This is a genomic window from Paractinoplanes abujensis (assembly GCF_014204895.1).
GTDB lineage: Bacteria > Actinomycetota > Actinomycetes > Mycobacteriales > Micromonosporaceae > Actinoplanes > Actinoplanes abujensis.
On the sequence record NZ_JACHMF010000001.1, the window covers coordinates 540,824 to 562,029 of the forward strand.

Genomic DNA, 21,206 nt, shown 5'->3' on the forward strand with positions numbered 1-21,206 from the left:
GAACATGCTCGCCGGAGACCTTTACGCCTTTCAGGACCTGCTTTCGGCTGACGAGGCCGCCGTCGTGGAGCGGGTGCGCGCGTTCCTCGACGACGAGGTCGTGCCGATCGCGAACGACCAGTGGCAGCGCGCCGAGTTCCCGCACCACCTGATCAAGCGGTACGCCGGGCTCGGGATCGCCGGGCGGGAAGGCTCGTCGCTGCTCAACGGGTGGCTGGCCCTCGAGATGGCCCGGGCCGACGCGTCGATGGCCACGTTCTACGGCGTGCACGCGGGGCTGGCCATGGGCAGCATCACGATGTGCGGCTCGCCCGCGCAACGTGAGCGCTGGCTGCCTTCGATGGCCGCGTTCGAGCAGGTGGGCGCGTTCGCGCTGACCGAGCCGACGGGCGGGTCCGACGTGGCGGCCGGGCTGCGCACCACGGCCCGCCGCGAAGGCGACGAGTGGGTGCTCGACGGGGCCAAGCGCTGGATCGGCAACGCCACGTTCGCCGACCTGATCGTCCTCTGGGCCCGTGACGTCGAGGACAACCAGGTCAAAGGCTTCGTCGTACGGGGTGACGCCCCCGGTTTCGAGGCCACGAAGATCGACAACAAGATCGCGCTCCGGACGGTTCAGAACGCCGACATCACCCTGACCGGTGTGCGGGTGCCCGAGGCGGACCGGCTGCAGAACGCGAACTCGTTCAAGGACACCGCCAAGGTGTTGCGCCAGACGCGCAGCGGCGTCGCCTGGGAGGCCGTGGGCGTGATGCTGGCCTCCTACGAGATCGCCCTCAACTACGCCAAGGAGCGCCAGCAGTTCGGCCGGCCCATCGCCAAGTTCCAGCTCGTGCAGGACCTGCTCGTACGCATGCTGGGCAACGTCACCGGCTCGCTCGGCATGTGCGTGCGGCTGGCCCAGCTGCAGGACGAGGGCAAATACCGCGACGAGCACTCGGCCCTGGCCAAGGCCTACTGCACCACCCGCATGCGCGAGGTGGCCGGCTGGGCCCGCGAACTGCTGGCCGGCAACGGCATCGTCCTCGACTACGACATCGGCCGCTTCGTCGCCGACGCCGAGGCCCTCTACTCCTACGAGGGCACCCGCGAGATCAACACCCTGATCGTCGGCCGCGCGGTTACCGGCGAAAGCGCCTTTGTGTAGGCGCGGAGCTCATCTCAGGCCGTCGAGCAGGAGAGTGCAGATGACGTCGAGCTCGTGCTCGAGGCCCGGCTGGGTCCAGGAGTCGGCCAGGCCCGGATGGTGGAAGCGAGTGGTGGCGGTGAAGACGGCCCGCGCTGTCCCGGCCGGGTCGGCCGGCCGGAAGGAGCCGTCGGCCATGCCTGCGACCAGGACGGCTTCGAGCTGACCCAGGAGGTCGGCCACGTGGTCGATCGCCGCGACGCTGTTCTCGGTGACCAGGATCTTGTAGGCGGCGAACAGTTCCGGCTCGTCGTGGGCCTTGGCCCGCTTGGCGGCCAGCAGGGCGACGAGCCACGAGCGCAGCCGCTGGTCGGGCGGCGTCGCCGAATCGTTCGCGATGGCTGCCAGGGCATCACGATCGCGGTTGAGCCAGCGCCGGGACACCGCGTCGCGCAGCGCGGCCTTGGACGGGAAATGTTTGTAGACGGCTGCGTGGCTGACCCCGAGCTCCTTGCCCACATCGACCACTGTGGCCTTGGCCGGCCCGTAGCGACGGAGGACGTCCTCGGTGGCCGACAAGATCGTCTCGGCGTCCAGCGGGCTGCCGGCCCGCATCAGCGTGAGTGGTTCGGCGAGTGGAGCATCGTCCGAGGGTAGCGGCTCGGAACGCGGTCCCTCGGGTCTAGTTACAGGTTTCAGATTATGTATTCTGTAACCTCCGTGCGGCCCGGACGGGTGGCCCGCTGACGAAAAGAGACCAGACGTGACCATTTTGGTGACGGGTGCCCGGGGACACGTGGGCGCGGCCGTCCGCAAAGAGCTGGCGGCCGCCGGCGTCCGGGTCCGCGCGTCCAGCCGTGCCCCGCGACCAGGCGACTTCCCGCCGGACGTCGACGTGGTGCGGGCCGACCTGACCGATCCGGCGACGTGGCCGGATGCTCTGGCCGGCGTGCGCAAGGTCTTTCTCTACGCCCACCCGGAAAAGGCGGCGGAGTTCGCGGCCGCGGCCGGCCGCGCCGGTGTCGAGCACGTGGTGCTGTTGTCGTCGTACACGGTGATGGCCCCCGGCGCCGCCGCCAATCCCATCGCGCTCCGGCACCTCGCCGCCGAACACGCGCTGACCGGCGCGGGTTTCGCTCGCACCTTCGTACGGGCCGGCTATTTCGCCACGAACTCGTTGCGCTGGCAGTCGATTCGCACGGACCGCGTGCTGCGCACGGCCTTCCCGGACGCGACGACCGCTCCGGTCCACGAACGCGACATCGCCGCCGTGGCCGCCCGCGCGCTGCTGGACGACGCCCGGGACGCTGCCTACCCGGTGCTGGGGGCGGGCCCATTGACCATTCGGGACCAGGTCACCGCGATCGCCCGGGCCCTCGGTGAGCCCGTCCGGTTGCAGGAGGTGGACGTCGACACCTACCGCGCCGACCTGCTCACCCAGCTCCCGGAGCCGCTCGTCGACCTCCTGCTCCAGGCCGGCGGCAGCGTGCATCAGCTGCCGGCCGAGGTGGCCACCGATGCCGTGCCGGAGATCCTCGGCCGGCCCGCCCTGACCTTCGCGGAATGGGCCCGCGACCACGCCGCCGACTTCCGCTGAGCGAGTGGCCCGGGCCCTTCGGTGGTGGCAGAGTGCTGGGGCATGTGGGGGTGGGTGCGGGAGCGCGACCCGGGGCTGCTTGTCGTGCGGCGGGCGGTTCGGGTCACGGTGGTGGCCTGCCTGGGGTTCTACTTCTGCCGCTACGTGCTCGGCAGCGCGGGCATGGCGCCGTACGCGTTGTTCGGGGTGGTCGCTCTGGGCGCGCTGTCGCAGATTCCGGGGTCGCCCCGGCAGCGCGCCCGTACGCTGATCGCCGTCCTGCCGGTCGGGTGGGTGCTGGTCACCCTGGGCACCATGCTGTCGGTCAGCACGGTGGCGGCCACGGCGGGCATGTTCGTGCTCGGGTTCGCCGTCAGTTTCGTCGGGGTGGGCGGGCCGCGCCTCGTCGGGCTCGCGGCCGGCATGCAGTTGCTCTACATTCTTCCGTGTTTCCCCCCGTACGATCCGGGTTCGCTGCCGGAGCGGCTGGCCGGGCTGACCCTGGCCGTGGTGCTGCTGGCCGTGGCGGAACTGGTGGTCTGGCCCGACCCGGTCCCGCCGCCCTACCGGCACCGGCTCGCCGACGCGGTCACGGCGCTGGCCGGCTGCATGCGGGCGGTCGCCGACGACCGGGCCCGCCTGGCCGAGCTGCTGCCCGAGGCGGCCGACCGGGCCGACGCGCTGCGGCCCTCACGGCTGCCCCCGACCGAACGCCCCGCCTCGGCCGGTCGGCGCGACCGGGCCCTCTCGTCGGCCGCGGGCACGGCCCGGCTGCTGCTGGGCCGGGTGGTCGACCTGTACTTCACCGACGACCGCGAGGCCGTCACCGGGCCCGCCGCGGCCACGCTGCTGCGGGCCGCCGCGGGTTGCGTCGCGGCCACCGGCGACTGGCTGCGCGCCGACGGGCCGGTGCCCGACACCGCCCGGGTCACGGCCGCGATCAGCGACTTCCGGGCGGCCCGGATGAACACCGACCCGAACGGGCTGCCGCCGGAACGCCTGCACCTGGGCGCGCTCGCGTTGTCGCTGGGCGAGTGGACCAAGCAGGTGGTCCTCGCGGTGCGGATCGTGGCCGGGGAGCCGCCGCCGTCGGCGCCACCGGGGCAGTTCTGGTACGCGTACGAGAAAACGCCTTATCTCTGGTGGCACCGGCTGCGGGAGAACCTGACGCCGCGCTCGGTCGCCTTCCAAGGTGCCCTGCGCCTGGCCGCCGCGCTGGCCGTGGCCCGCTTGATCGCCGGGGTGCTCGACCTGTCGCACGGTTTCTGGGTGCTGCTGACGATCCTGACCGTGCTGCGCGCGTCGGCCGCCGAGACCCGCTCGACGCTGCGCCCGGCCCTGGTCGGCACGGTCGCCGGTTCGATCGCGGCCGCGTTGCTCCTGCTGCTCGGTCTGGACCCGCTGGTCTACGTGATCGCCCTGCCGGTCGTGATGATCGCCGGCTTCGCGGCCGGCCCGTTGCTGGGCCTGGGCTGGTCCCAAGGCCTGTTCACGCTGGTCATCACGCTGGTGTTCGCCCAGGTGACCCCGGTCGACTGGCGGCTGGCCGAGCAGCGCGTGGCCGATGTGCTGATCGGCGCGGCCGTCGGCGTGGTGATCGGGCTGTTCGCGTGGCCGCGGGGCGGCGCCGGTGAGCTGCAGCGGGCGGTGGCGACGTTCCTGTCGTCCGCGGCGGCGGTGGTGCGCGAGACGGTGGCCGTGATGGCGCAGGGCCGGACCCCGGGCGACGCGCTGCCCGCGGCGCGCGGGGCCGGGCAGCTGGCCGAGGCGTCGTACGCGCTCTACCAGAGCGAGCGGCGCGGCCCGGCCCCGGTCGACTGGCAGGCCGCGCTGATCGCCGGCCACCACGCCGTACGCGGGGCCGAGGCCCTGGTGCGGTCGTGCCCCGCGGGCGGGCTGCTGCCGTGCGTGGCCCAGTTGACGGCGCTGGCCGAGGACGTCGCCGCGAGTTACGACCGCTCGGCCGCGAAGCTGATGCGCGGCGAGACCCCGCCCCGGCCCCCGGCGCGCACGGCGCCGCAGGAGTGGCCCGACGACCTGGGGCAGGACCTCTACATCATCGCCGACCTGCGGGTCTGGCTGGACGGCCTGCGCGAGGACCTGATCAACATCACCGGCCGTCCCGAGCCCGGCGACGCCCTGCGCGACCGCGTGGCCCGCGTCGCCGACGGCGCTACGTGAGCGGCCCCGCCCGGTCGAGCACTCAAGTGGCCGCTCACCGCTGATACCGGGCCGGGACGGGTTCGACGTGCCCGCGCACCTGCGCCGGCCGCATCAGCGCGCTGCCGCGGGGCGCGGCCCCGCTGGTCGCGCACCACACCCTGGCCGCCGGGCGGATCGGCCGGGGAGCTGGCGAATCCCGGACAAACGTGACCGGGATGCGGGACGCTGTGTCGGGTGAGGGTCGGGCGGGCCGAGGCGACCGAGGGCGTGGACCAGCGCCTCGAGACGACGTTGCACGCCTATCCGGGGCTGCGCCTTGAGAAGATCCCGGCGTCGCAGCTCAAACCGCCGCCGACCCGCGAGGGGGTGCGGGTCCTGCGTGGGGGCCGGCTGCCGGGGCTGGACGAGCTCACCGACGAGGTGTACGCGACCATTCGCGAGCTGTGGGAGCAGTCCGGGTGCCGGATCGAGGGCTACGGCCGCACGCTCGTCGTGCACGACCCGGCGGGCTACGTGATCACGCTGACCCAGCAGCCGGGCGACGACCCGGTCCTGACCGTGGCCTCGCCGCCGGTCCCGGCCCGGCTGATCGACCCGCCGCTGCTGGCGGGGTTGTTGGGCGGGCTCACGCTGGGCTGCGCCGGCCCGTGCTCCGCGGTCGGGCCGATGACGTTGTTCCCGTCGCTGGCCGGCTGGTCCGCGCCGTACTGGGGCTGGATCCCGCTCTACCTGCTGATCGGGGCGGGCTCGGTGTGGCGTCCGGAGACCCGCCGGTTCGGGGCGGGCCTACTCGTCAGCGGCGGCCTGGTCGGCGTGGCCGTGGCCTGGGTCCTCTCCTGACGACCGCCGGTAGCCGCCGCCCAGGTGCTTGGTGTCGCGTTTCGCCTCGTACATGGCGGCGTCCGCGGCCTTCATGAGCGCCTCGTAGTCAGTGGCGTCGTCGGGATAGAGGGCGATGCCCACGCTTCCGCCCACCGTGACCTCCTGGCCTTCGATCGTGAAGGGCTGCCGCAGCCGCTCGCAGATCCGCGCGGCCACCGCGGACGCCACGGCGTCGTCGGGGTCGTGGTTGAGCAGGATCGCGAACTCGTCGCCGCCCAGCCGGGCCACCACGTCGTTGTCGCGCACCGCGCCCAGCACCCGCTTGGCCACCTGCTGCAGCAGCACGTCGCCGGCCTGGTGTCCCGCGGTGTCGTTGACCTGCTTGAAGCCGTTCAGGTCGAGCATCATCAGCGCCACCCGGCCGCGCGTCGCCTCGGCGTCGTGCACGGCGATCTCGGCCTGCTCGATCAGGTGCGTACGGTTGGGCAGCCCGGTCAGGGAGTCGTGGAAGGCCTGGTGGCTGAGCTGCGCCACGTGGGCCTGGGCGGCCTGGCGCATGCCCGCGCTGTCCAGGATGAGCGCACCCTCGACCGAGAGCTGCTCGGCCAGGATGCGGTCCTGGCTGTTCCAGGAGCGGCTGGCGGCCGAGTCCCCGACCACGATCATGCCGATCGGGCCCTGGGCCGACATCAACGGCAACGCCACGTAGGCCTTGAGGCTCATCAGCTGCACCAGGCCGCCCGGCGTCACCGGGACGACGGCGGCATCACTGACGAGGGAGGCCTGCCCGCCCTTGACCGTTTGCCACACGGGCGACTCGGCCGTGGACCGGCCGACGTGCTCGTGCAGGTCGTCGTGGCCGCCGGGCGGGTTGATGGTGTGCACGTAGCGGATCATGCCCTGGGCGTCGGTCAGGTAGACCGCGCCGTGCTCGGCCCGGAAGCCGCCGACAGCCGACGCGGCCAGGATGCGCGCGGCGGCTTCGACACTGGTGGCCACCATGCCCGCCTCGAACAGCTGACGGATCGTGGCCGACGAGTGCGCGAGGAACTGCCGCTGCCGCTCGGCCGCCAGGGCCTGCAGCGTGGTCGCGAAGTGCAGGGCGAGCGCGGCCAGCAGGTCGGGGCGCAGCGCGCCGAGGTCGCTGCCGGTCAGCAGCAGCACGCCCACGGTCGAGCCGCCGATGCGCAGCCGTACGGTCATCTGCTCGCCGGAGACCGTGGGTTTGGCCCCGGCCGCCTGGCGCAGCACCTTGCCCGCGGTGAACAGGTCGCGGCTGCCGGCCGGGCCGACCCGCGCGGTCACGTTCATGCCGGTCTCGGTGTCGAGCTCGAAGACGGTGGCCGCGGTCAGGCCGGCCGCCTCGCGCAGGTGCGGCTCGGCCAGCTCGAGCACGTGCCGGACCGAGGGCGTGTCCTTGGTCATGACCGCCACAAGGTCGGTGAGCAGCGCGTCCTGGGGGTCTGCCCCGAGGACCGCGCCGGCCGCTGCCGCACTCGTGCTCACGCTCATGCCGTGAAATTCGGCACTCGTGCGCCGGGGTTGACGAACGCCGGGTCGCGGTTCGGGTGCAGTCGGGCACATATTGATCCCCATCAACCCTTGACGGGATCTGGCAAAGAATGTTGGGTTGTGTTTGCTCCTGAGTGAGCCCGAGCGCAACCTTTGCCACCGAAGGGAACATCGCGCGTGAAGACACATCGTGGCGTGCTCGCCGCCCTGTCCGCAGCCGCCCTGCTCGTGGCGGGCGCGGCCGCCCCCGCCCACGCCGCCCCCGACTGGCGGCCCGGCATCCCGCCCCTGGCCACCCCGTGGACCGACAAGGTGGGCCCGAAAAACGCCCTCCCCGAATATCCCCGCCCCCAGCTGACCCGCGACAAATGGCAGAACCTCAACGGCGTCTGGGAATTCGCCGAGGCCACCGCCGGGCAGGCCGTGCCCACCGGGCAGAGCCTGGCCGAGCGCGTCCTCGTGCCGTACCCGATCGAAAGCGCCCTCTCCGGCATCCAGCGCCGCGAGGACCGCATGTGGTATCGCCGGACCTTCACCGTGCCCGCGAACTGGAAGGTCGGCTCGGGCAACCGGCTGCGCCTCAACTTCGGGGCAGTCGACTACGACGCGAAGGTCTACGTCAACGGCGCCGAGGTCGCGACCCACCGCGGCGGCTACGACGGCTTCGACGTCGACGTCACCGACGCGCTCAAGGGCGCCGGGCCGCAGGAACTGATCGTGTGGGCGGAGGACCTGACCGACGCCACCGGGCAACCGATCGGCAAGCAACGCCGTACGGGGGACCGGGGCATCTTCTACCAGGGCAGCTCGGGCATCTGGCGCACGGTGTGGATGGAACCCGTGCCCGCGGCCTCGATCGCCGGGCTCAAGCTGACCCCCACGCTGACCTCGCTCGGACTCACCGTGAACGCGCCCGCCGGCACCACCGTCAAGGCCGTCGCGCGGGACGGATCCCGTACGGCGGGCTCGGTCTCGGGCGCCGCAGGCGCTGCCCTCACGCTGCCCATCAGCAAGCCCAAGCTCTGGTCACCCGACAACCCCTTCCTGTACGACCTTGAGGTGTCGCTGATCAGCGGGGGCAAGACGGTCGACACGGTCGAGTCGTACTTCGGGCTGCGCACCATCGGCTCCAGGAAGGGCGCCGACGGCAAACTCCGGATCACGCTCAACGGCAAGATCCTGTTCAACATGATGAACCTGGACCAGGGGTTCTGGCCCGACGGGCTCTACACCGCGCCCACCGACGCCGCGCTCAAATGGGACCTGCAGCAGGACAAGGCGATGGGCTTCAACGCCGTCCGTAAACACATCAAGGTCGAACCCGACCGCTGGTACTACTGGGCCGACAAGCTGGGCCTGCTGGTCTGGCAGGACATGCCGAGCGGCAACACCGGCCCGCTGCCCGAGCAGTGGCGCGACCAGTTCGAGGCCGAACTGCACGAGATGGTGCGCGAACACGACTCCTGGACGTCGATCGTGGCCTGGGTGCCGTTCAACGAGGGCTGGGGCGAATGGGACCGTACGGCCACCGGCCGCATCGCCGACGCGGTGCAGGCGCAGGACCCGTCCCGACTGGTCAACGCGCACAGCGGCGTCAACTGCTGCAACTCCAAGGGTGACTCCGGGCGCGGCGACGTGATCGACTTCCACCAGTACCTCGGGCCGGCCGCGCCCACGCCGTCCGAGACCCGGGTGGCGATCGACGGCGAGCACGGCGGCTACGGCCTCAAAGTCTCCAACCACATGTGGTTCGGCGACGGGCAGGCCTACGAGATGACGCCGGACAAGGCCACGCTGACCGCGAAATACGTGGCCAACCAGACCGACGTGCTGACCGCGGCCGAGCGGTGCGGCATCAGCGCGGCCATCTACACCCAGATCACCGACGTCGAGGGGGAGCTCAACGGCTTCTTCACGTACGACCGGCAGGTCACGAAGATGGATCTGCGCCAGGTCAAGGCGATCAACCAGAAGATCGTGCGGGAGGCCGACGGCTCCGGCTCGTCGATCCCGCAGCCGCCGCCGGGCACACCCGGGCTGGAAGGAATCGCTTTCTGGCCGCTCGACGGGACGTACGGAACGCTGACCCCGGTGGGTGACCCGGCATTCGCCGAAGGGCACAACGGGCAGGGCGTCGCGGTCAACGGCTCGTCGCAATTCCTGGACGCCGGAAAACCCGTCCTGAACACGGCGACCGACTATTCCGCGGCCGCCTGGGTCAAACTCGACAAGGCCGACGGCGCGTTCCAGACCGTCGTTTCGCAGGACGGCCCGGCCAACAGCGACTTCTTCCTGCAGTACTCCGGGGCCGACCAGCGCTTCGCGATGAGCTTCGCCGGCGTACGGGCTCTCGCGCCCGCGAAACCCGAGGTGGGCAAGTGGTATCACCTGGTCGGCGTGCGGGACACGGTGAAGGGCGAACTGCGCCTCTACGTCGACGGGGAACTGGCCGGAACGGCGACCGCCTGCCTGCCGCAGGGCGCGCCGACCGGAAACACCGTGATTGGCCGGGGCAAGTACAACGGCAACCCGGTCGACTACCTGGACGGAACGGTCGACCAGGTGCACCTTTACGACCGCGCACTGTCGGCCGCGGAAATCAAGGAACTGTACGCCTCGAACAACTGAGGCATCCGAGCTGAAAGCGCCGCGCCGGGGCATTACGGCGCGGCGCTTTCTTTGCTTCGCTCCTCCCGCGCGGCGCTTCCAGACGGGGCGGGTCGTCGGCGCGGCCGTGGTTGTGCGGCGCGGCTGGGGCCGGGCGCGGGCCGGGGTTACTGCTGCAGAGACGAGGGCTGGGCGGTGGTCTGGCGGCGGGCTTCGGCCACGTCGGTCATCAGGTCGTCCCAGTCCGGGTCGGAGCGCAGGGGGGCCACACCGACCGGCCCACCGACGCGGGCGTTCACATACTCCCACCACGCGGCGACCCGTACGGGCCAGAGACCCACGCGCATGGCGCCGGCGAGGAAGCAGCGGTGGGCCAGCAGAGTGGCGGCCAAAGTCTCGGGGTCGAGGTCGAGCGCGGGGTCGTCGATGGCTTTGCCCAGGGCGCGGACGTCGCGGTGCATCTCGGAGTAGGAGATCAGGTTGGGCATGGCCGGGATCCGGCGGTGGGCGCCCTTCTCGACGAGGTCGTCGGCGTACGCGGGGGTGAAGACCATGTCGTCGACCGTGACGATCAGGGGGAGGACCTCGCGGCCGCGTTTGAGGTCGAGCTGGACGGCGGGGGCGCGGGTCGGCACGAAGACCGATTCCGCCGCCATCACCTCGTCCGGCGCGATCTGGGCGGTGTCGCCGATCGCGGGGATGTGCACCCAGAGGAGGCCTCGCTTGATCTTGACTTCGACCCCGGGAACCTCGGCCAGCGCCTCGGTCAGCTCGTATACCTGCACGGGTCCGTTATACGTCATGACCACAAAAGCCGCCGGGCGGACCTCTTGTTAACAGGCGATTGCGGTGGGAGCGCTCCCATGTCATGCTGTCGAAACAGCCGGGGAGCGATGCCCCTCGATATATCTCCGGCTGATCCCCCGGCGCCTTCTGGGGTGCCGCCGCATGTCTCGAGGAGCCACCACATGAGACCTGTCCTCATCCGCGGCCTGACCGCGGCCGCCGCCGCTTCGCTCGTCACGGGGGTGGGCGTCTTCGCCGCCACCAGCGCGAGCGCCGCGGCCGGCTGCCGGGTCGACTACTCCGCCAACAGCTGGAGCACCGGCTTCACCGGCACGGTCAACGTGACCAACCTCGGTGACCCGATCTCCGGTGGCTGGCGGGTGACCTGGGCCTTCGCCGGCAACCAGCAGATCACCCAGGGCTGGAGCGCCACGATCACCCAGTCCGGCCAGAACGTGACGGCGACCAACCCGTCCTGGGCGGGCTCGCTCCCGACCAACGGCAGCGCGAGCTTCGGCTTCAACGCCAGCTACTCGGGCACCAACGCCAACCCCGCGACGTTCTCGCTCAACGGCGTGGCCTGCACCGGCGCCACCGGCCCGACGACCCCGCCGCCGACCGGCGGCCCGACCACCCCGCCGCCGACCACGCCGCCCCCGACCACGCCGCCGCCGACGACCCCGCCGCCGACGACCGGCAAGGTGGACAACCCGTACGCGGGTGCCAAGGGCTACGTCAACCCGGAGTGGAAGGCCAAGGCCGACGCCGAGCCCGGCGGCAGCCGCGTCTCGAACAACCCGACCGCCGTCTGGCTGGACCGGATCGCCGCGATCGAGGGCACCGACGACAGCAGCTCCAACGGCTCGATGGGCTTGCGCGACCACCTGGACGCCGCTGTCGCCCAGGGCGCCGGCTACATCCAGCTCGTCATCTACAACCTGCCCGGCCGCGACTGCGCCGCGCTCGCCTCGAACGGTGAGCTGGGCCCGAACGACCTGCCGCGCTACAAGGCCGAGTACATCGACCCGATCGCCGCGATCCAGTCCGACGCCAAGTACCGCAGCCTGCGGATCATCAACATCGTCGAGATCGACTCGCTGCCGAACCTGGTCACCAACACCTCCGGCCAGGCCGGCGGCACGGCGACCTGCGACACGATGAAGGCCAACGGCGGATACGTGCAGGGCATCGGCTACGCGCTCAACAAGCTCGGCGCGCTGCCCAACACCTACAACTACGTCGACGCCGCGCACCACGGCTGGATCGGCTGGGACTCGAACTTCGGCCCCACCGCCGACATCATGCTCGAGGCCGCCCGTGCCTCCGGCAACGTCAGCAACGTCACCGGCTTCATCACCAACACGGCCAACTACTCGGCCCTGCGGGAGCCCTTCGTGCAGCCGACCACCCAGGTCGGTGGCCAGAGCGTGCGGCAGTCGAAGTGGATCGACTGGAACCAGTACACCGATGAGCTGAGCTTCGCCCAGGCCTTCCGCAACAAGCTGGTCTCGGTCGGCTTCAACTCGAACATCGGCATGCTGATCGACACCAGCCGTAACGGCTGGGGTGGCTCGGCCCGCCCGACGGCGGCCAGCACCTCGACGAACATCGACACCTTCGTCAACGAGTCGCGCATCGACCGCCGGATCCACGCCGGCAACTGGTGCAACCAGTCCGGTGCGGGCCTGGGCGAGCGCCCGACCGCGGCCCCGGCCAGCGGCATCGACGCGTACGTCTGGGTCAAGCCCCCGGGTGAGTCGGACGGCTCGTCCAAGCTGATCCCGAACGACGAGGGCAAGGGCTTCGACCGGATGTGCGACCCGACCTACACCGGTAACGCCCGCAACGGCAACAGCATGAGTGGCGCCCTGCCCGACGCGCCGATCTCCGGCGCCTGGTTCTCGGCGCAGTTCCGCCAGCTGATGGCCAACGCCTACCCGGCGCTGTAAAGCAACGGGTAAACAGGACCGCCGGGCCCCGCTCTAACCCACGAGGAGCGGGGCCCGGTGTTTGTCCGCGGCCGCCCCAGCCGCACGGCGGTGTACTACAAAGAACAGGTGGACATCACCAAGGTCGGTTGGACCACTGCCGGTCGTCGCCTCACCGCGGCGGCCGGCAGTGTCGTGGGGGAGCGGTACGACACCAACTACGACGTGGTGCACCTCGACCCGGGAGGCCCGCTGGCGGTGGTGGCCGACGGCATGGGTGACGGCCCGGGCAGCACGGTGGCCGGCAGTACGGCAGTCGAGGTCTTCGTGCGCGAGGCCGCGGTGGGTGACGGCGCGGCCTCGCTGCGGGCCGCGGTGGCCCGGGCCCAGGAGTCCGTACGGGGGGCCGGGCGCACGCTGGCCGGGCTGACCGGCTGCACGCTGACCGCGCTCGTGGCGGCCGGGGACGCCTCCGCCTGGATCGTGCAGCTGGGCGACTCCCGCGCCTACCGGCTGCGCGACGGCCTGCTCGACCTGCTCACCGTCGACCACACGATCGCCTGGGTGGGCCTGCTGCACGGCTGGTTCGCCCACGACTCGGCCGAGGCGGCCACCGCCCGCTACCGCCTGACCCGCTACGCCGGGCACCCCGACGGCCCCGAGCCCGATCTGATCAACGTGACCCTGCAGCCCGGCGACGTCTATCTGCTCTGCACCGACGGCGTTTCCGACCAGCTCACGTACGAGAATCTGACCCGGGTGCTGGCCAACGACGACCCCGGCGCCGCCGTGCACGCCCTGCTCGAGGACTCCCTGACCGCCGGTGGCCGCGACAACGCCACGGCGGTCGTCGTCCGCGTGGAGCGCACCGTCTAGACCAGAGCCACCACGAGCAGGGTGAACGCGCCGACGATGACCGCGACACGGAGGTAATGGAAGCGATCCCAGCGGTTCATCTGCTGCTTCCAGTCGGCGGGCCGGTTCTCCGGGGTCCACGTCTTGCTCAGGTTGTTGATCGGGACGAGCAGCAGCACCGACATGATCACGCTGACGATCAGCAGCGCGCCCGCGGTGACGACGAGGCCGGTGCCGGCGTCGCCCCAGCCGGCGGCCGCCCAGATCACGACGAGGGCGAGCGAGCTGATGTACCAGACCGGCATCGCGGCCCCGAGCATCCGGCCGCCGTGCGCGCGGCCGAGCTGACCGGCGTCGCCGGGGAGCGCGTCGAGGATCCGGTTGAGGACGAGGGCGACGGCGAGTTCGACCCCCACCATCAGGCCGACGCTCACGACGGTGACTACTTGAAGTGTGCCGAGCATGCTTCCTCCCCGGTTCTAGCGGCGCTAGCTGATAGTTCGACGCTAGCACTGCTGTCGCTACGATGTCTAGCAGTGCTAGGATCGCCGCATGTCGGTACAGGAACGCAAAGAGCGGGAGCGGGCGGTCCGGGAGCGCCTGATCCTGGCCACGGCCCGCGAGCTGGCCGAGCAGCAGGGGTGGGACGCGGTCACCACCCGCCGGCTGGCCGAGCGCATCGAATACAGCCAGCCCGTCCTCTACAGCCACTTCCGTGGCAAACGCGAGATCATCGGCGCCGTCGCCCTCGAGGGGGCCGCCGAGCTGGCCGCTGCGTTGCGGGCCGCGACCGCCGCCGCGGACGGCCCGCGGGCCCGCGTGGCCGCCCTGGCCGGCGCCTATCTCGATTTCGCCGCCCGCCATCCGGCCGTCTACGACGCCATGTTCCAGCTCGACGGCGGCCTGGCGTTCGCTGTCGAGGAGACTCCGGAGCCGCTCAAGGACGCCTTCGCGGCGCTGCTGGAGAGCCTGGGTGAGGTCGCCGGCGAGGGGGTGCACCCGGGGTTGTTCACCGAGGTGTTCTGGTCGGCCCTGCACGGGCTGGCCACCCTGACCCGGGCCGGCCGGCTCCCGGCGGAGTTCGCCGAACTGCGGACGGAGCTGCTCGTGAGCCGATTCGCCGGGAGCTGACGCAGCCGGACGCTGATCCAGCCGGGCGCGGACGCGGCCGTGCGCTGACGGACGGCGGCTGACCCGCGCCCCACGCGCGGAGTCAGCCGCCCATCCGCCGGGCTTCGCCGTGCTCTGCTCTCGCGGGCCGACGCCGTCGCGGCCGGGGTGCCCACCTCGGCCGGCCCGGAGTCGCGCCCGGCGAGAAACGCGGGCGAAGCGGTGAGCCGCATCGGTGTCCGGCGCGTGTGCCGAACGTAGTGGCTCGCGGGCTGTTGGTGATTGAACCTAGCGCTACCAGGCCGTGGGGACCTTAAAGGCAGCGAAACGCATCTGCAGGAATCTCTTAATTACGCCGGCGCGGCATGCTCTCGAAACCGGTGGGCATGGCCTGGGTCTCGGTCTGCCAGGCGGGCTGGCGGCGGTTGCGCAGGCGCAGCCGCAGCAGCATGCCGACGCCGAGGAAGACCATCAGCGCGCCCACGATCAGGCCCACCCCGAGCACGTTCGAGCTGCTCGAAGCGGGGGTCAGGGCCTGGTCGGACGGTGCGGGCTCCGCGCCGGCCGCCTGCTCCTCGACGGGATCCTCCTCCTCGACTTCGATGTCCTGGGTGGGCACGGCCGACGGGGACGGCGACGGGCTTTCGCTCGGCTCGGCGGCGACCGGGCTGACCACCTGGGACTCGGTGCCGGTGGAGCTGAGCAGCCGGCCGGCGGCGTCGAAGGCCTGCGCCCGGAAGGTCACCTCGCCGTCGTCGGGGCCGGTGAACGCCACGTCCCAGCGGCCCGTCACCGTGCGTCCCTGGCAGAGCTGCCCCGGGTCGAGCCGCTCGTCGACCACTGTCGCCGTCTCGTCCTCGACCCCGGCCCGTACGGGGAAGGACTGGTTGTTCTCCACCCGGGTCACGCGGATCTGGTCGAGGCTGATGCCCTTGGTCTCGATGGTCAGCGCCCACCGCACCTTGAGGCAGCGGCGGCCGCGATCGGTCGAGGCAACCGCGGTGAGTGTGCCGGCGTCCTTGCCGATCGTGAACGTCCGGGGTGCCTGCCCCACCTTGACCTCGAAGCCCGGCACGTCGGCGCGTGCCGGGGAGGCCCACGCCAGCATCGCCACGGCGACGAGGACAGCGCTGATCCGAGTCCCCCCTCGGGTCAGGTGCCGCATGCCGATCATCTCCTTCATGCCTCGGGCGACTTCAAGCCTCGGCCACTTCGTACCTGAGTGACTGCATGACCGAGGCCACAGGTGATGGTTCGCAGCGGAGGCCTCAAAGGTTCACCGGGTGCGCTGGGTCACTGCTCCGTGACGCCTTATTTTTCGCTCAGGCAACTGTTTCTCCGGCATGTCTTCGCAGCTCAGCGCCCATCTGGCAGCCCTCGCTGGAAAGTAGGCGACAAAAGAACCGTCAGGCGTTCATCCGAACCCGCTTGCGGCACGTAGTTGGGGGATGGGCAGGGACCGGCCGATGCCGATCGCTGCCCGGCAACAACGTGAAGCAGGGGGCACTCCCCACGGGTGCCTGCGTCCCACCGCCCACGGGACGTGACCGCTGCGGAGAACGAGGAGTTATGGCCCGGACGAGTAGTAGTGAGCGATCCGCCAATCGTGTACCCGTCGACGTAGGTGCTACCGGTAAAGGAGCGCCCTCCCGGGGCGCGGTAGCGATTCTGGCCGTGAGCGTGATCGCCGCCATCTGGGCGGTCGCGATGATGACCAAGCCCGGTCGCATCGGCTATGTGTACGTCTTCACCTACACCGAGTACTACGTCGGCGTGATCACGCTCGTGTCCCTGTCCATCACGATCATGATCGGCCTGGTCTCCACCGACCGGCTGGTCCTCTCGATCCGCCAACGCGTGCTCCTGCAGTCCGCGCACCGCACCACCGGCGTCATCGCGGTCACCGCGCTCTTCCTGCACGTCTGGATGAAGATCGTCGAGAAGCACGCCTCGGTCATCGACGCGTTCATCCCGTTCCTCTACCAGGGCGACAAGCGGGTGTGGATCGGCTTCGGCACGATCTCCGGCTGGGTCATGATCCTGGTGATGTGGACGGGCATCATGCGTTCGCGGTTCATCGGCCGGGGCAGCCCCTGGATGTGGCGGGGCATCCACTCGATCTCGTACCTGATCTGGCCGACCGCCCTGATGCACGGTCTCAGCGCCGGCCGGCCCGCGGCCACCTGGGTCGTCGTCAGCTACATCGTCTGTGTGCTGGGCGTGCTGGTCGGCCTGGCCGTCCGCCTCTCCGTCTCGCTCAACCGCAACAAGGACTTCTCCTCGACCGCCGCGCCGGGCGGCCTGAAGCCGGTCGGCTCGCTGGTGCCCACCAGTTCGCCGGCCGCGAAGCGCCCCGGCCGCCGCGAGCGGGCCGCGCCCGTCGAGCCCGAGCGACTGGGCCCGGTCGCCGTGGTCGACACGTTCCAGCCGGTCGAGGTCATGGCCCCGCCGGTCGCCCCGCCGCCCGCCGGTGACCTGGTCGCCCCGCGCCCGCGCCAGGCCCGCGCGGAGACGTTCGACGAGCCCACCGGCATGATGCCGCGCTACGAGCAGGACGAGCGCCGCGGCCGCGGCCGCCGCGTCGAGGACGAGATCGAGTACGACGAGCCGCGCGGCCGCCGCTACCCGGGCGAGGACACCAGCACCCGGATGCGCCGCTCCGAGCTGGAGGAGACCGGCACGCGGATGCGCCGCTCCGAGCTGGAGGAGACCGGCACGCGGATGCGCCGCCCCGAGCTGGAGGACACGAACACCCGCATGCGCCGGGTCGAGATGGACGGCTTCGAGGACACCGGCACCCGGATGCGCCGGCCCGACTTCGAGGACACGCAGACCCGGATGCGCCGGGTCGAGATGGAGGACACCGGCACCCGGATGCGCCGGCCCGACTTCGAGGACACGCAGACCCGGATGCGGCGCGTCGAGATGGACGGCTACGCGGAACCCGGCTACGACGAGCCCGCTCCCCGCCGCCGCCGTTACGCCGACGACGATGACGAGCCGCCGCGCTCGCGCCGCCGCGGTGACATGCCGTTCTACGAGGAGCCGCCGCGCTCCAGCCGCCACGCCGACTCCTACGACGAGGTGCCCCGCCAGCGCGGCCGCTACGACGACGACGCCCCGCCGCCCCGGCGGTCGCGCTCGGAGTCCCGCTACGACCGGGAGACCGAGGATGCGCCCCGGGCTCGGCGCGACCGGGGCGCAGACATCTCAGGCGCCGATTCAGGGCGGCACAGCCGCAGCGGGTTCGTCGATCTCGCCGACGACCCGACGTACATGGAGCCCGACGAGACGCCGACCCTGGTCGACATGGCGTCCCGGCGAGCCCGGCGGGAGCAGCAGGATTCCGGACGCGTCCAGGCGGGCAGGGGAGCCCGCCGCGGTGGGCGCGGCCGGGTGGAGGACGAGGCTGACGACGGTTACTGGTCGCAGCTGCGAGGGGAAGCGAATTGAGCGCGTCGCAGGTTCCGCCGGTCACCTCGATCGGCACGCCGCGGATCACCGCGGGCTTCGACGAGTACGGCCGTCTCGACCTGCTCGCGCACCAGGAGGTGCACGGCGGGTTCGCGGCCCTGTCCTCCGGTGAGCTGATCGGTCTGGCCGACCGGATCGAGCTGCGCGGACGCGGCGGTGCGGGTTTCCCGTTCGCCCGGAAGGTGCGCGCGGTGCTCGACTCGTGCCGCCGGCAGGAGCTGCCGCCGGTGATCGTGGTCAACGCGACCGAGGGTGAGCCCCCGTCCTGGAAGGACAAGGCGGTGCTGACCCGGGCCCCGCACCTGATCCTGGACGGGGCCGCGCTGGCCGCGGCCGCCCTCGACGCCGAGGAGATCGTCATCGGCATCGCCGACGACGGCATCGGTCAGAGCTCACTCACCGCGGCCCTGGCCGAGCGGCGCATGCCCTGCCCGACCCGCATCGTCACGGTGCCGCACCGGTTCATCTCCGGTGAGGGTGGCGCGCTGGTGCGCGGCATCAACGGCGAGGCGCACATCCCGCCCGGCCGCAAGGTGCGCTCCAGCGACAACGGCGTCATGGGTCTGCCCACCCTGCTCTCCAACGCCGAGACGTATTCGCAGCTGGCGATCGCGGCCCGGCTCGGCCCGTGGGAGTACAACGCGGTCGGCATCCCCGAGGAGCCGGGCACGGTCATGCTGACCGTGGGCGGCTCGGCCACCAACCCGGCAGTGGTCGAGGCGCCGACCGGCACCCCGCTCATGGACGTGCTCAACATGTGCGGCGCCGACATCGGCCCGGGCCTGCTGGTCGGCGGCTACCACGGCAAGTGGATCACCGCCGAGGCCGCGCAGACCGTCACGATCTCCCGCAAGGGGTTCGCCGGCGTGGGCGGCACGCTGGGCGCCGGCATGCTGATCCCGATCGGCTCCAAGACCTGCCCGCTGGGCGAGGTCTCTCAGGTCGTGCAATACCTGGCGGGCGAGTCGGCCGGTCAGTGCGGCCCCTGCCGGCTGGGCCTGCCCGACCTGGCCCGCGCGGTCACGCTGGTCTCGCTGGGCGGCAACGCGGTGGAGAACGTGCGCCAGGCGGCCGGTGTGGTCAAGGGCCGCGGCGCGTGCAGCCACCCCGACGGCACGGCCCGGTTCGCGCTGTCCGCGCTCGAAGTGTTCGCCAAGGACGTGGAGGCGCACACCAACGGCGAGGGCTGCGGCAAGAGCGTACGGGGAATTCTGCCCCTGCCTTACACGGCGGAGCAGGGCGCGCGGCGGCTCGCGGTGGACTGGTCGCGGTGCGACGGGCACGGGCTCTGCTCGGCCGTGGCCCCCGAGATCATCCGGCTCGACGCCAACGGCTTCCCGGCGTTCCCGCAGACGCCGCTGCCGCCGTGGCTCGAGAACGGCGCCCGTAAGGCCGTCAACGTCTGCCCGGCGCTGGCCCTGCGACTCACGGAGGCGGCCAAGTGAAGCGGCGCGCTGTTCTGTTCTCGGCGGCGACCGTGCTGCTCGCCGCCGGGTGCAGCAGCGCGCCCTCTTCGCCGCCGGCTTTCGTGGAGCCGGCAGCAGTCCCCACCCCCGTGGCTTCGGCGGACCGGACGGACGTCCCGGTCGTTGTCCCCGCGGCGCTCAAGTTCAGCGGCAAGACCCTCGACGGCCAGGCTTTCGACGCGACTACCCTGGCCGGCAAGCCCACCATCCTGTGGTTCTGGGCGCCCTGGTGCGCGACCTGCGCCAGCGAGGCCCAGAGCGTCCGCGACCTGCAGGAGGAGTACGGCGACAAGCTGTCGTTCCTGGGCATCGCGGGCATGGGCGGCAACAAGGACATGCACCAGTTCGTCAAGGATCTTGAGGTCGGCAACGTGACCCACCTCGACGACGGCGCCGGCAAGATCTGGAAGAAATTCAAGATCACCGAGCAGAGCCTGTACGTCGTGCTCGACCGCGACGGCGAGGTCCGGCACACGGGTTATCTGGACGACCTGCAGCTGACCGGCCAGGTGAAGGCGCTGACCGCCTGACATGGCCGGGCAGCTGCTGCTCGCGTTGACCGCCGGCATGCTCGGTGCGGTCAACCCGTGCGGCTTCGCGCTCCTGCCGGCGTATCTCTCGGTGCTCGTCGCGGCCGAACCGGGCCGTCCCGTCCGGGCCGTCGGGCGCGCGCTCCAGGCGGGCGCGGCCCTGGCGCTCGGCTACGCGGTCGTGTTCGGCGCGTTCGGCCTGGTGCTCACCCCGATCGCCGGCGCGCTGCAACCCCGCCTGCCCTGGCTGACCGTGGTGCTCGGCCTGGGGCTGGCTGCGCTCGGCGGGTGGCTGCTGGCCGGGCGCTCGTTACCGTCGGTCACCGTCCGCGCGCCGGTGCTGACCGGTTCGACCGGCTCGACCGTGCTCTTCGGGATGGCGTACGCGGTGGCCTCGCTGGGCTGCGCGGTCGGCCCGTTCCTGGCCCTCGTGGTGTCGAGCCTGCGGGCGGGTTCGATCGGCTCCGGCGTCGCGCTCTTTTTCGCGTACGCCGGAGGAATGGCCCTGGTGGTGAGCGCCACCGCGGTGGCCGTGGCGCTCGTACGGGTCTCGCTGCTCACCCGGATCCGGGGCCTGCTCGGGCTGGTGCCGCGCGTGGGCGGCGCGATCCTGGTCGTGTGCGGGCTCTACGTGGCCTACTACGGCTGGTACGAGTTGCGCCTGGCCGGCGATCTGCGGCTGGCCGGCACCGACCCGGTGATCAACGCGGCGGCCGTCGTGCAGCGGTGGCTCAGCTCGGTCGTCGCCGCCCTGGGCGCGTGGCCGTTCGTGGTCGTCGTCGCGATCGCGCTGCTCGCCCTGGTGGTGCTGACGAAGAAACGGCCCGCACGAGGCGGGCCGTTCTCCAGCGAAAGGGTTACGGATCAGGAGGTCAGGCGGCCGGCGGGTACGCGCTGACGAACTCGTTCTTCTCGGACGGCATCACGATCCACAGGATCGGGTAGACCAGGATCTGGCTGCCCGGGATGGCCAGCAGGACCACCACGAAGAGCAGGCGGGCCAGCCACGGGTCGATACCGAAGCGGCGGGCCAGTCCAGCGACGACACCGGCGAGGAGCCGGCCCTCGCGCGGCCGGGAAAGGCCCTGGCGGGACATGCTGTCGTGCACGGCGTTCATGAGGTCTCTCTCTCCATCTGCGGCTCGTTCGGCCTGATACATCAATGGTGGGCTGCGGCCGCGCCGATCGACATCCGGAACTGCCCTGGCTCGACCCTGAGCCGGAAACCCTGATAACCACTTGCTAGAGAAC

18 protein-coding genes are annotated in these 21,206 nt (G+C 71.5%); 12 read left to right on the top strand and 6 right to left on the bottom strand.

The features are described from left to right. Positions 1–4 precede the first annotated feature (4 nt). A complete protein-coding gene (locus BKA14_RS02010) occupies positions 5–1,147 on the top strand; it encodes an acyl-CoA dehydrogenase family protein (RefSeq protein WP_184949227.1) in 1,143 nt (380 codons plus the stop codon). A gap of 9 nt (positions 1,148–1,156) precedes the next feature. Here BKA14_RS02010 and BKA14_RS02015 read toward each other — a convergent pair whose 3' ends face one another. Next, a complete protein-coding gene (locus tag BKA14_RS02015; protein WP_184949228.1) occupies positions 1,157–1,741 on the bottom strand; it encodes a TetR/AcrR family transcriptional regulator in 585 nt (194 codons plus the stop codon). A 148-nt stretch (positions 1,742–1,889) separates the two neighbouring features. Here BKA14_RS02015 and BKA14_RS02020 point away from each other — a divergent pair, with 148 nt between their 5' ends. From BKA14_RS02020 to BKA14_RS02030, 3 genes are all read left to right on the top strand, one after another. Then, on the top strand, positions 1,890–2,723 hold the full coding sequence (locus BKA14_RS02020) for an NAD(P)H-binding protein (protein ID WP_184949229.1): 834 nt from the start codon (positions 1,890–1,892) through the stop codon (positions 2,721–2,723). 42 nt (positions 2,724–2,765) lie between these two features. After that, on the top strand, positions 2,766–4,883 hold the full coding sequence (locus tag BKA14_RS02025; protein ID WP_184949230.1) for an FUSC family protein: 2,118 nt from the start codon (positions 2,766–2,768) through the stop codon (positions 4,881–4,883). Positions 4,884–5,099: 216 nt separating this feature from the next. Then, positions 5,100–5,705 carry a hypothetical protein gene (locus tag BKA14_RS02030; protein ID WP_184949231.1) on the top strand — a complete coding sequence of 202 codons (606 nt, stop codon included), beginning with the start codon at positions 5,100–5,102 and terminating at the stop codon, positions 5,703–5,705. Here BKA14_RS02030 and BKA14_RS02035 read toward each other — a convergent pair. Next, a complete protein-coding gene (locus BKA14_RS02035; RefSeq protein WP_184949232.1) occupies positions 5,652–7,199 on the bottom strand; it encodes a sensor domain-containing diguanylate cyclase in 1,548 nt (515 codons plus the stop codon). The two genes, BKA14_RS02030 and BKA14_RS02035, sit on opposite strands and share 54 nt — an antisense overlap. 177 nt (positions 7,200–7,376) lie before the next feature. On the opposite strand from BKA14_RS02035, the gene BKA14_RS02040 reads away from it, so the two are divergent. Then, positions 7,377–9,827, top strand: coding sequence for a LamG-like jellyroll fold domain-containing protein (locus tag BKA14_RS02040; protein WP_184949233.1), 2,451 nt, complete (start codon positions 7,377–7,379; stop codon positions 9,825–9,827). A 146-nt stretch (positions 9,828–9,973) separates the two neighbouring features. On the opposite strand, the gene BKA14_RS02045 is transcribed toward BKA14_RS02040, so the two are convergent. Next, complete coding sequence (locus BKA14_RS02045; RefSeq protein ID WP_184949234.1) at positions 9,974–10,591, bottom strand: hypothetical protein; 618 nt, start codon at positions 10,589–10,591, stop codon at positions 9,974–9,976. A 183-nt stretch (positions 10,592–10,774) separates the two neighbouring features. Here BKA14_RS02045 and BKA14_RS02050 point away from each other — a divergent pair, with 183 nt between their 5' ends. Both BKA14_RS02050 and BKA14_RS02055 read left to right on the top strand, forming a co-directional pair. Then, the gene (locus tag BKA14_RS02050) at positions 10,775–12,541 is read left to right on the top strand and encodes a glycoside hydrolase family 6 protein (RefSeq protein WP_184949235.1); all 1,767 of its coding nucleotides are present in this window, start codon (positions 10,775–10,777) and stop codon (positions 12,539–12,541) included. 108 nt (positions 12,542–12,649) lie between these two features. Then, positions 12,650–13,396: a PP2C family protein-serine/threonine phosphatase gene (locus BKA14_RS02055; protein WP_203722338.1), complete on the top strand. Its 747-nt coding sequence runs from the start codon at positions 12,650–12,652 to the stop codon at positions 13,394–13,396. On the opposite strand, the gene BKA14_RS02060 is transcribed toward BKA14_RS02055, so the two are convergent. Further along, positions 13,393–13,839: an anthrone oxygenase family protein gene (locus BKA14_RS02060; protein ID WP_184949236.1), complete on the bottom strand. Its 447-nt coding sequence runs from the start codon at positions 13,837–13,839 to the stop codon at positions 13,393–13,395. The genes BKA14_RS02055 and BKA14_RS02060 overlap by 4 nt on opposite strands. Positions 13,840–13,927: 88 nt before the next feature. Between BKA14_RS02060 and BKA14_RS02065 the strand changes: the two genes are divergently transcribed. Continuing rightward, positions 13,928–14,506 (top strand): TetR/AcrR family transcriptional regulator, encoded by a 579-nt coding sequence (locus tag BKA14_RS02065; RefSeq protein ID WP_184949237.1) that lies wholly within the window; start codon positions 13,928–13,930, stop codon positions 14,504–14,506. A gap of 325 nt (positions 14,507–14,831) precedes the next feature. Here BKA14_RS02065 and BKA14_RS02070 read toward each other — a convergent pair whose 3' ends face one another. Next, positions 14,832–15,668 (bottom strand): hypothetical protein, encoded by an 837-nt coding sequence (locus tag BKA14_RS02070; RefSeq protein WP_184949238.1) that lies wholly within the window; start codon positions 15,666–15,668, stop codon positions 14,832–14,834. A gap of 491 nt (positions 15,669–16,159) precedes the next feature. Between BKA14_RS02070 and BKA14_RS02075 the strand changes: the two genes are divergently transcribed. From BKA14_RS02075 to BKA14_RS02090, 4 genes are read left to right on the top strand one after another with little or no spacing between them, the layout of a single operon-like run. After that, a complete protein-coding gene (locus tag BKA14_RS02075) occupies positions 16,160–17,938 on the top strand; it encodes a ferric reductase-like transmembrane domain-containing protein (RefSeq protein WP_239092904.1) in 1,779 nt (592 codons plus the stop codon). Then, entirely contained in the window at positions 17,935–19,404 is a 1,470-nt protein-coding gene (locus BKA14_RS02080; protein ID WP_184949240.1) for an NADH-quinone oxidoreductase subunit NuoF family protein, read from the top strand. The genes BKA14_RS02075 and BKA14_RS02080 overlap by 4 nt, the downstream gene beginning before the upstream one ends. Further along, entirely contained in the window at positions 19,401–19,955 is a 555-nt protein-coding gene (locus BKA14_RS02085) for a redoxin family protein (RefSeq protein ID WP_184949241.1), read from the top strand. Before BKA14_RS02080 ends, BKA14_RS02085 begins: the two co-directional genes overlap by 4 nt. 1 nt (position 19,956) lies before the next feature. Next, a complete protein-coding gene (locus BKA14_RS02090; protein ID WP_184949242.1) occupies positions 19,957–20,853 on the top strand; it encodes a cytochrome c biogenesis CcdA family protein in 897 nt (298 codons plus the stop codon). Here BKA14_RS02090 and BKA14_RS02095 read toward each other — a convergent pair. Further along, positions 20,828–21,073 carry a PspC domain-containing protein gene (locus BKA14_RS02095; RefSeq protein WP_184949243.1) on the bottom strand — a complete coding sequence of 82 codons (246 nt, stop codon included), beginning with the start codon at positions 21,071–21,073 and terminating at the stop codon, positions 20,828–20,830. The two genes, BKA14_RS02090 and BKA14_RS02095, sit on opposite strands and share 26 nt — an antisense overlap. Between the last annotated feature and the right edge of the window lie 133 nt (positions 21,074–21,206).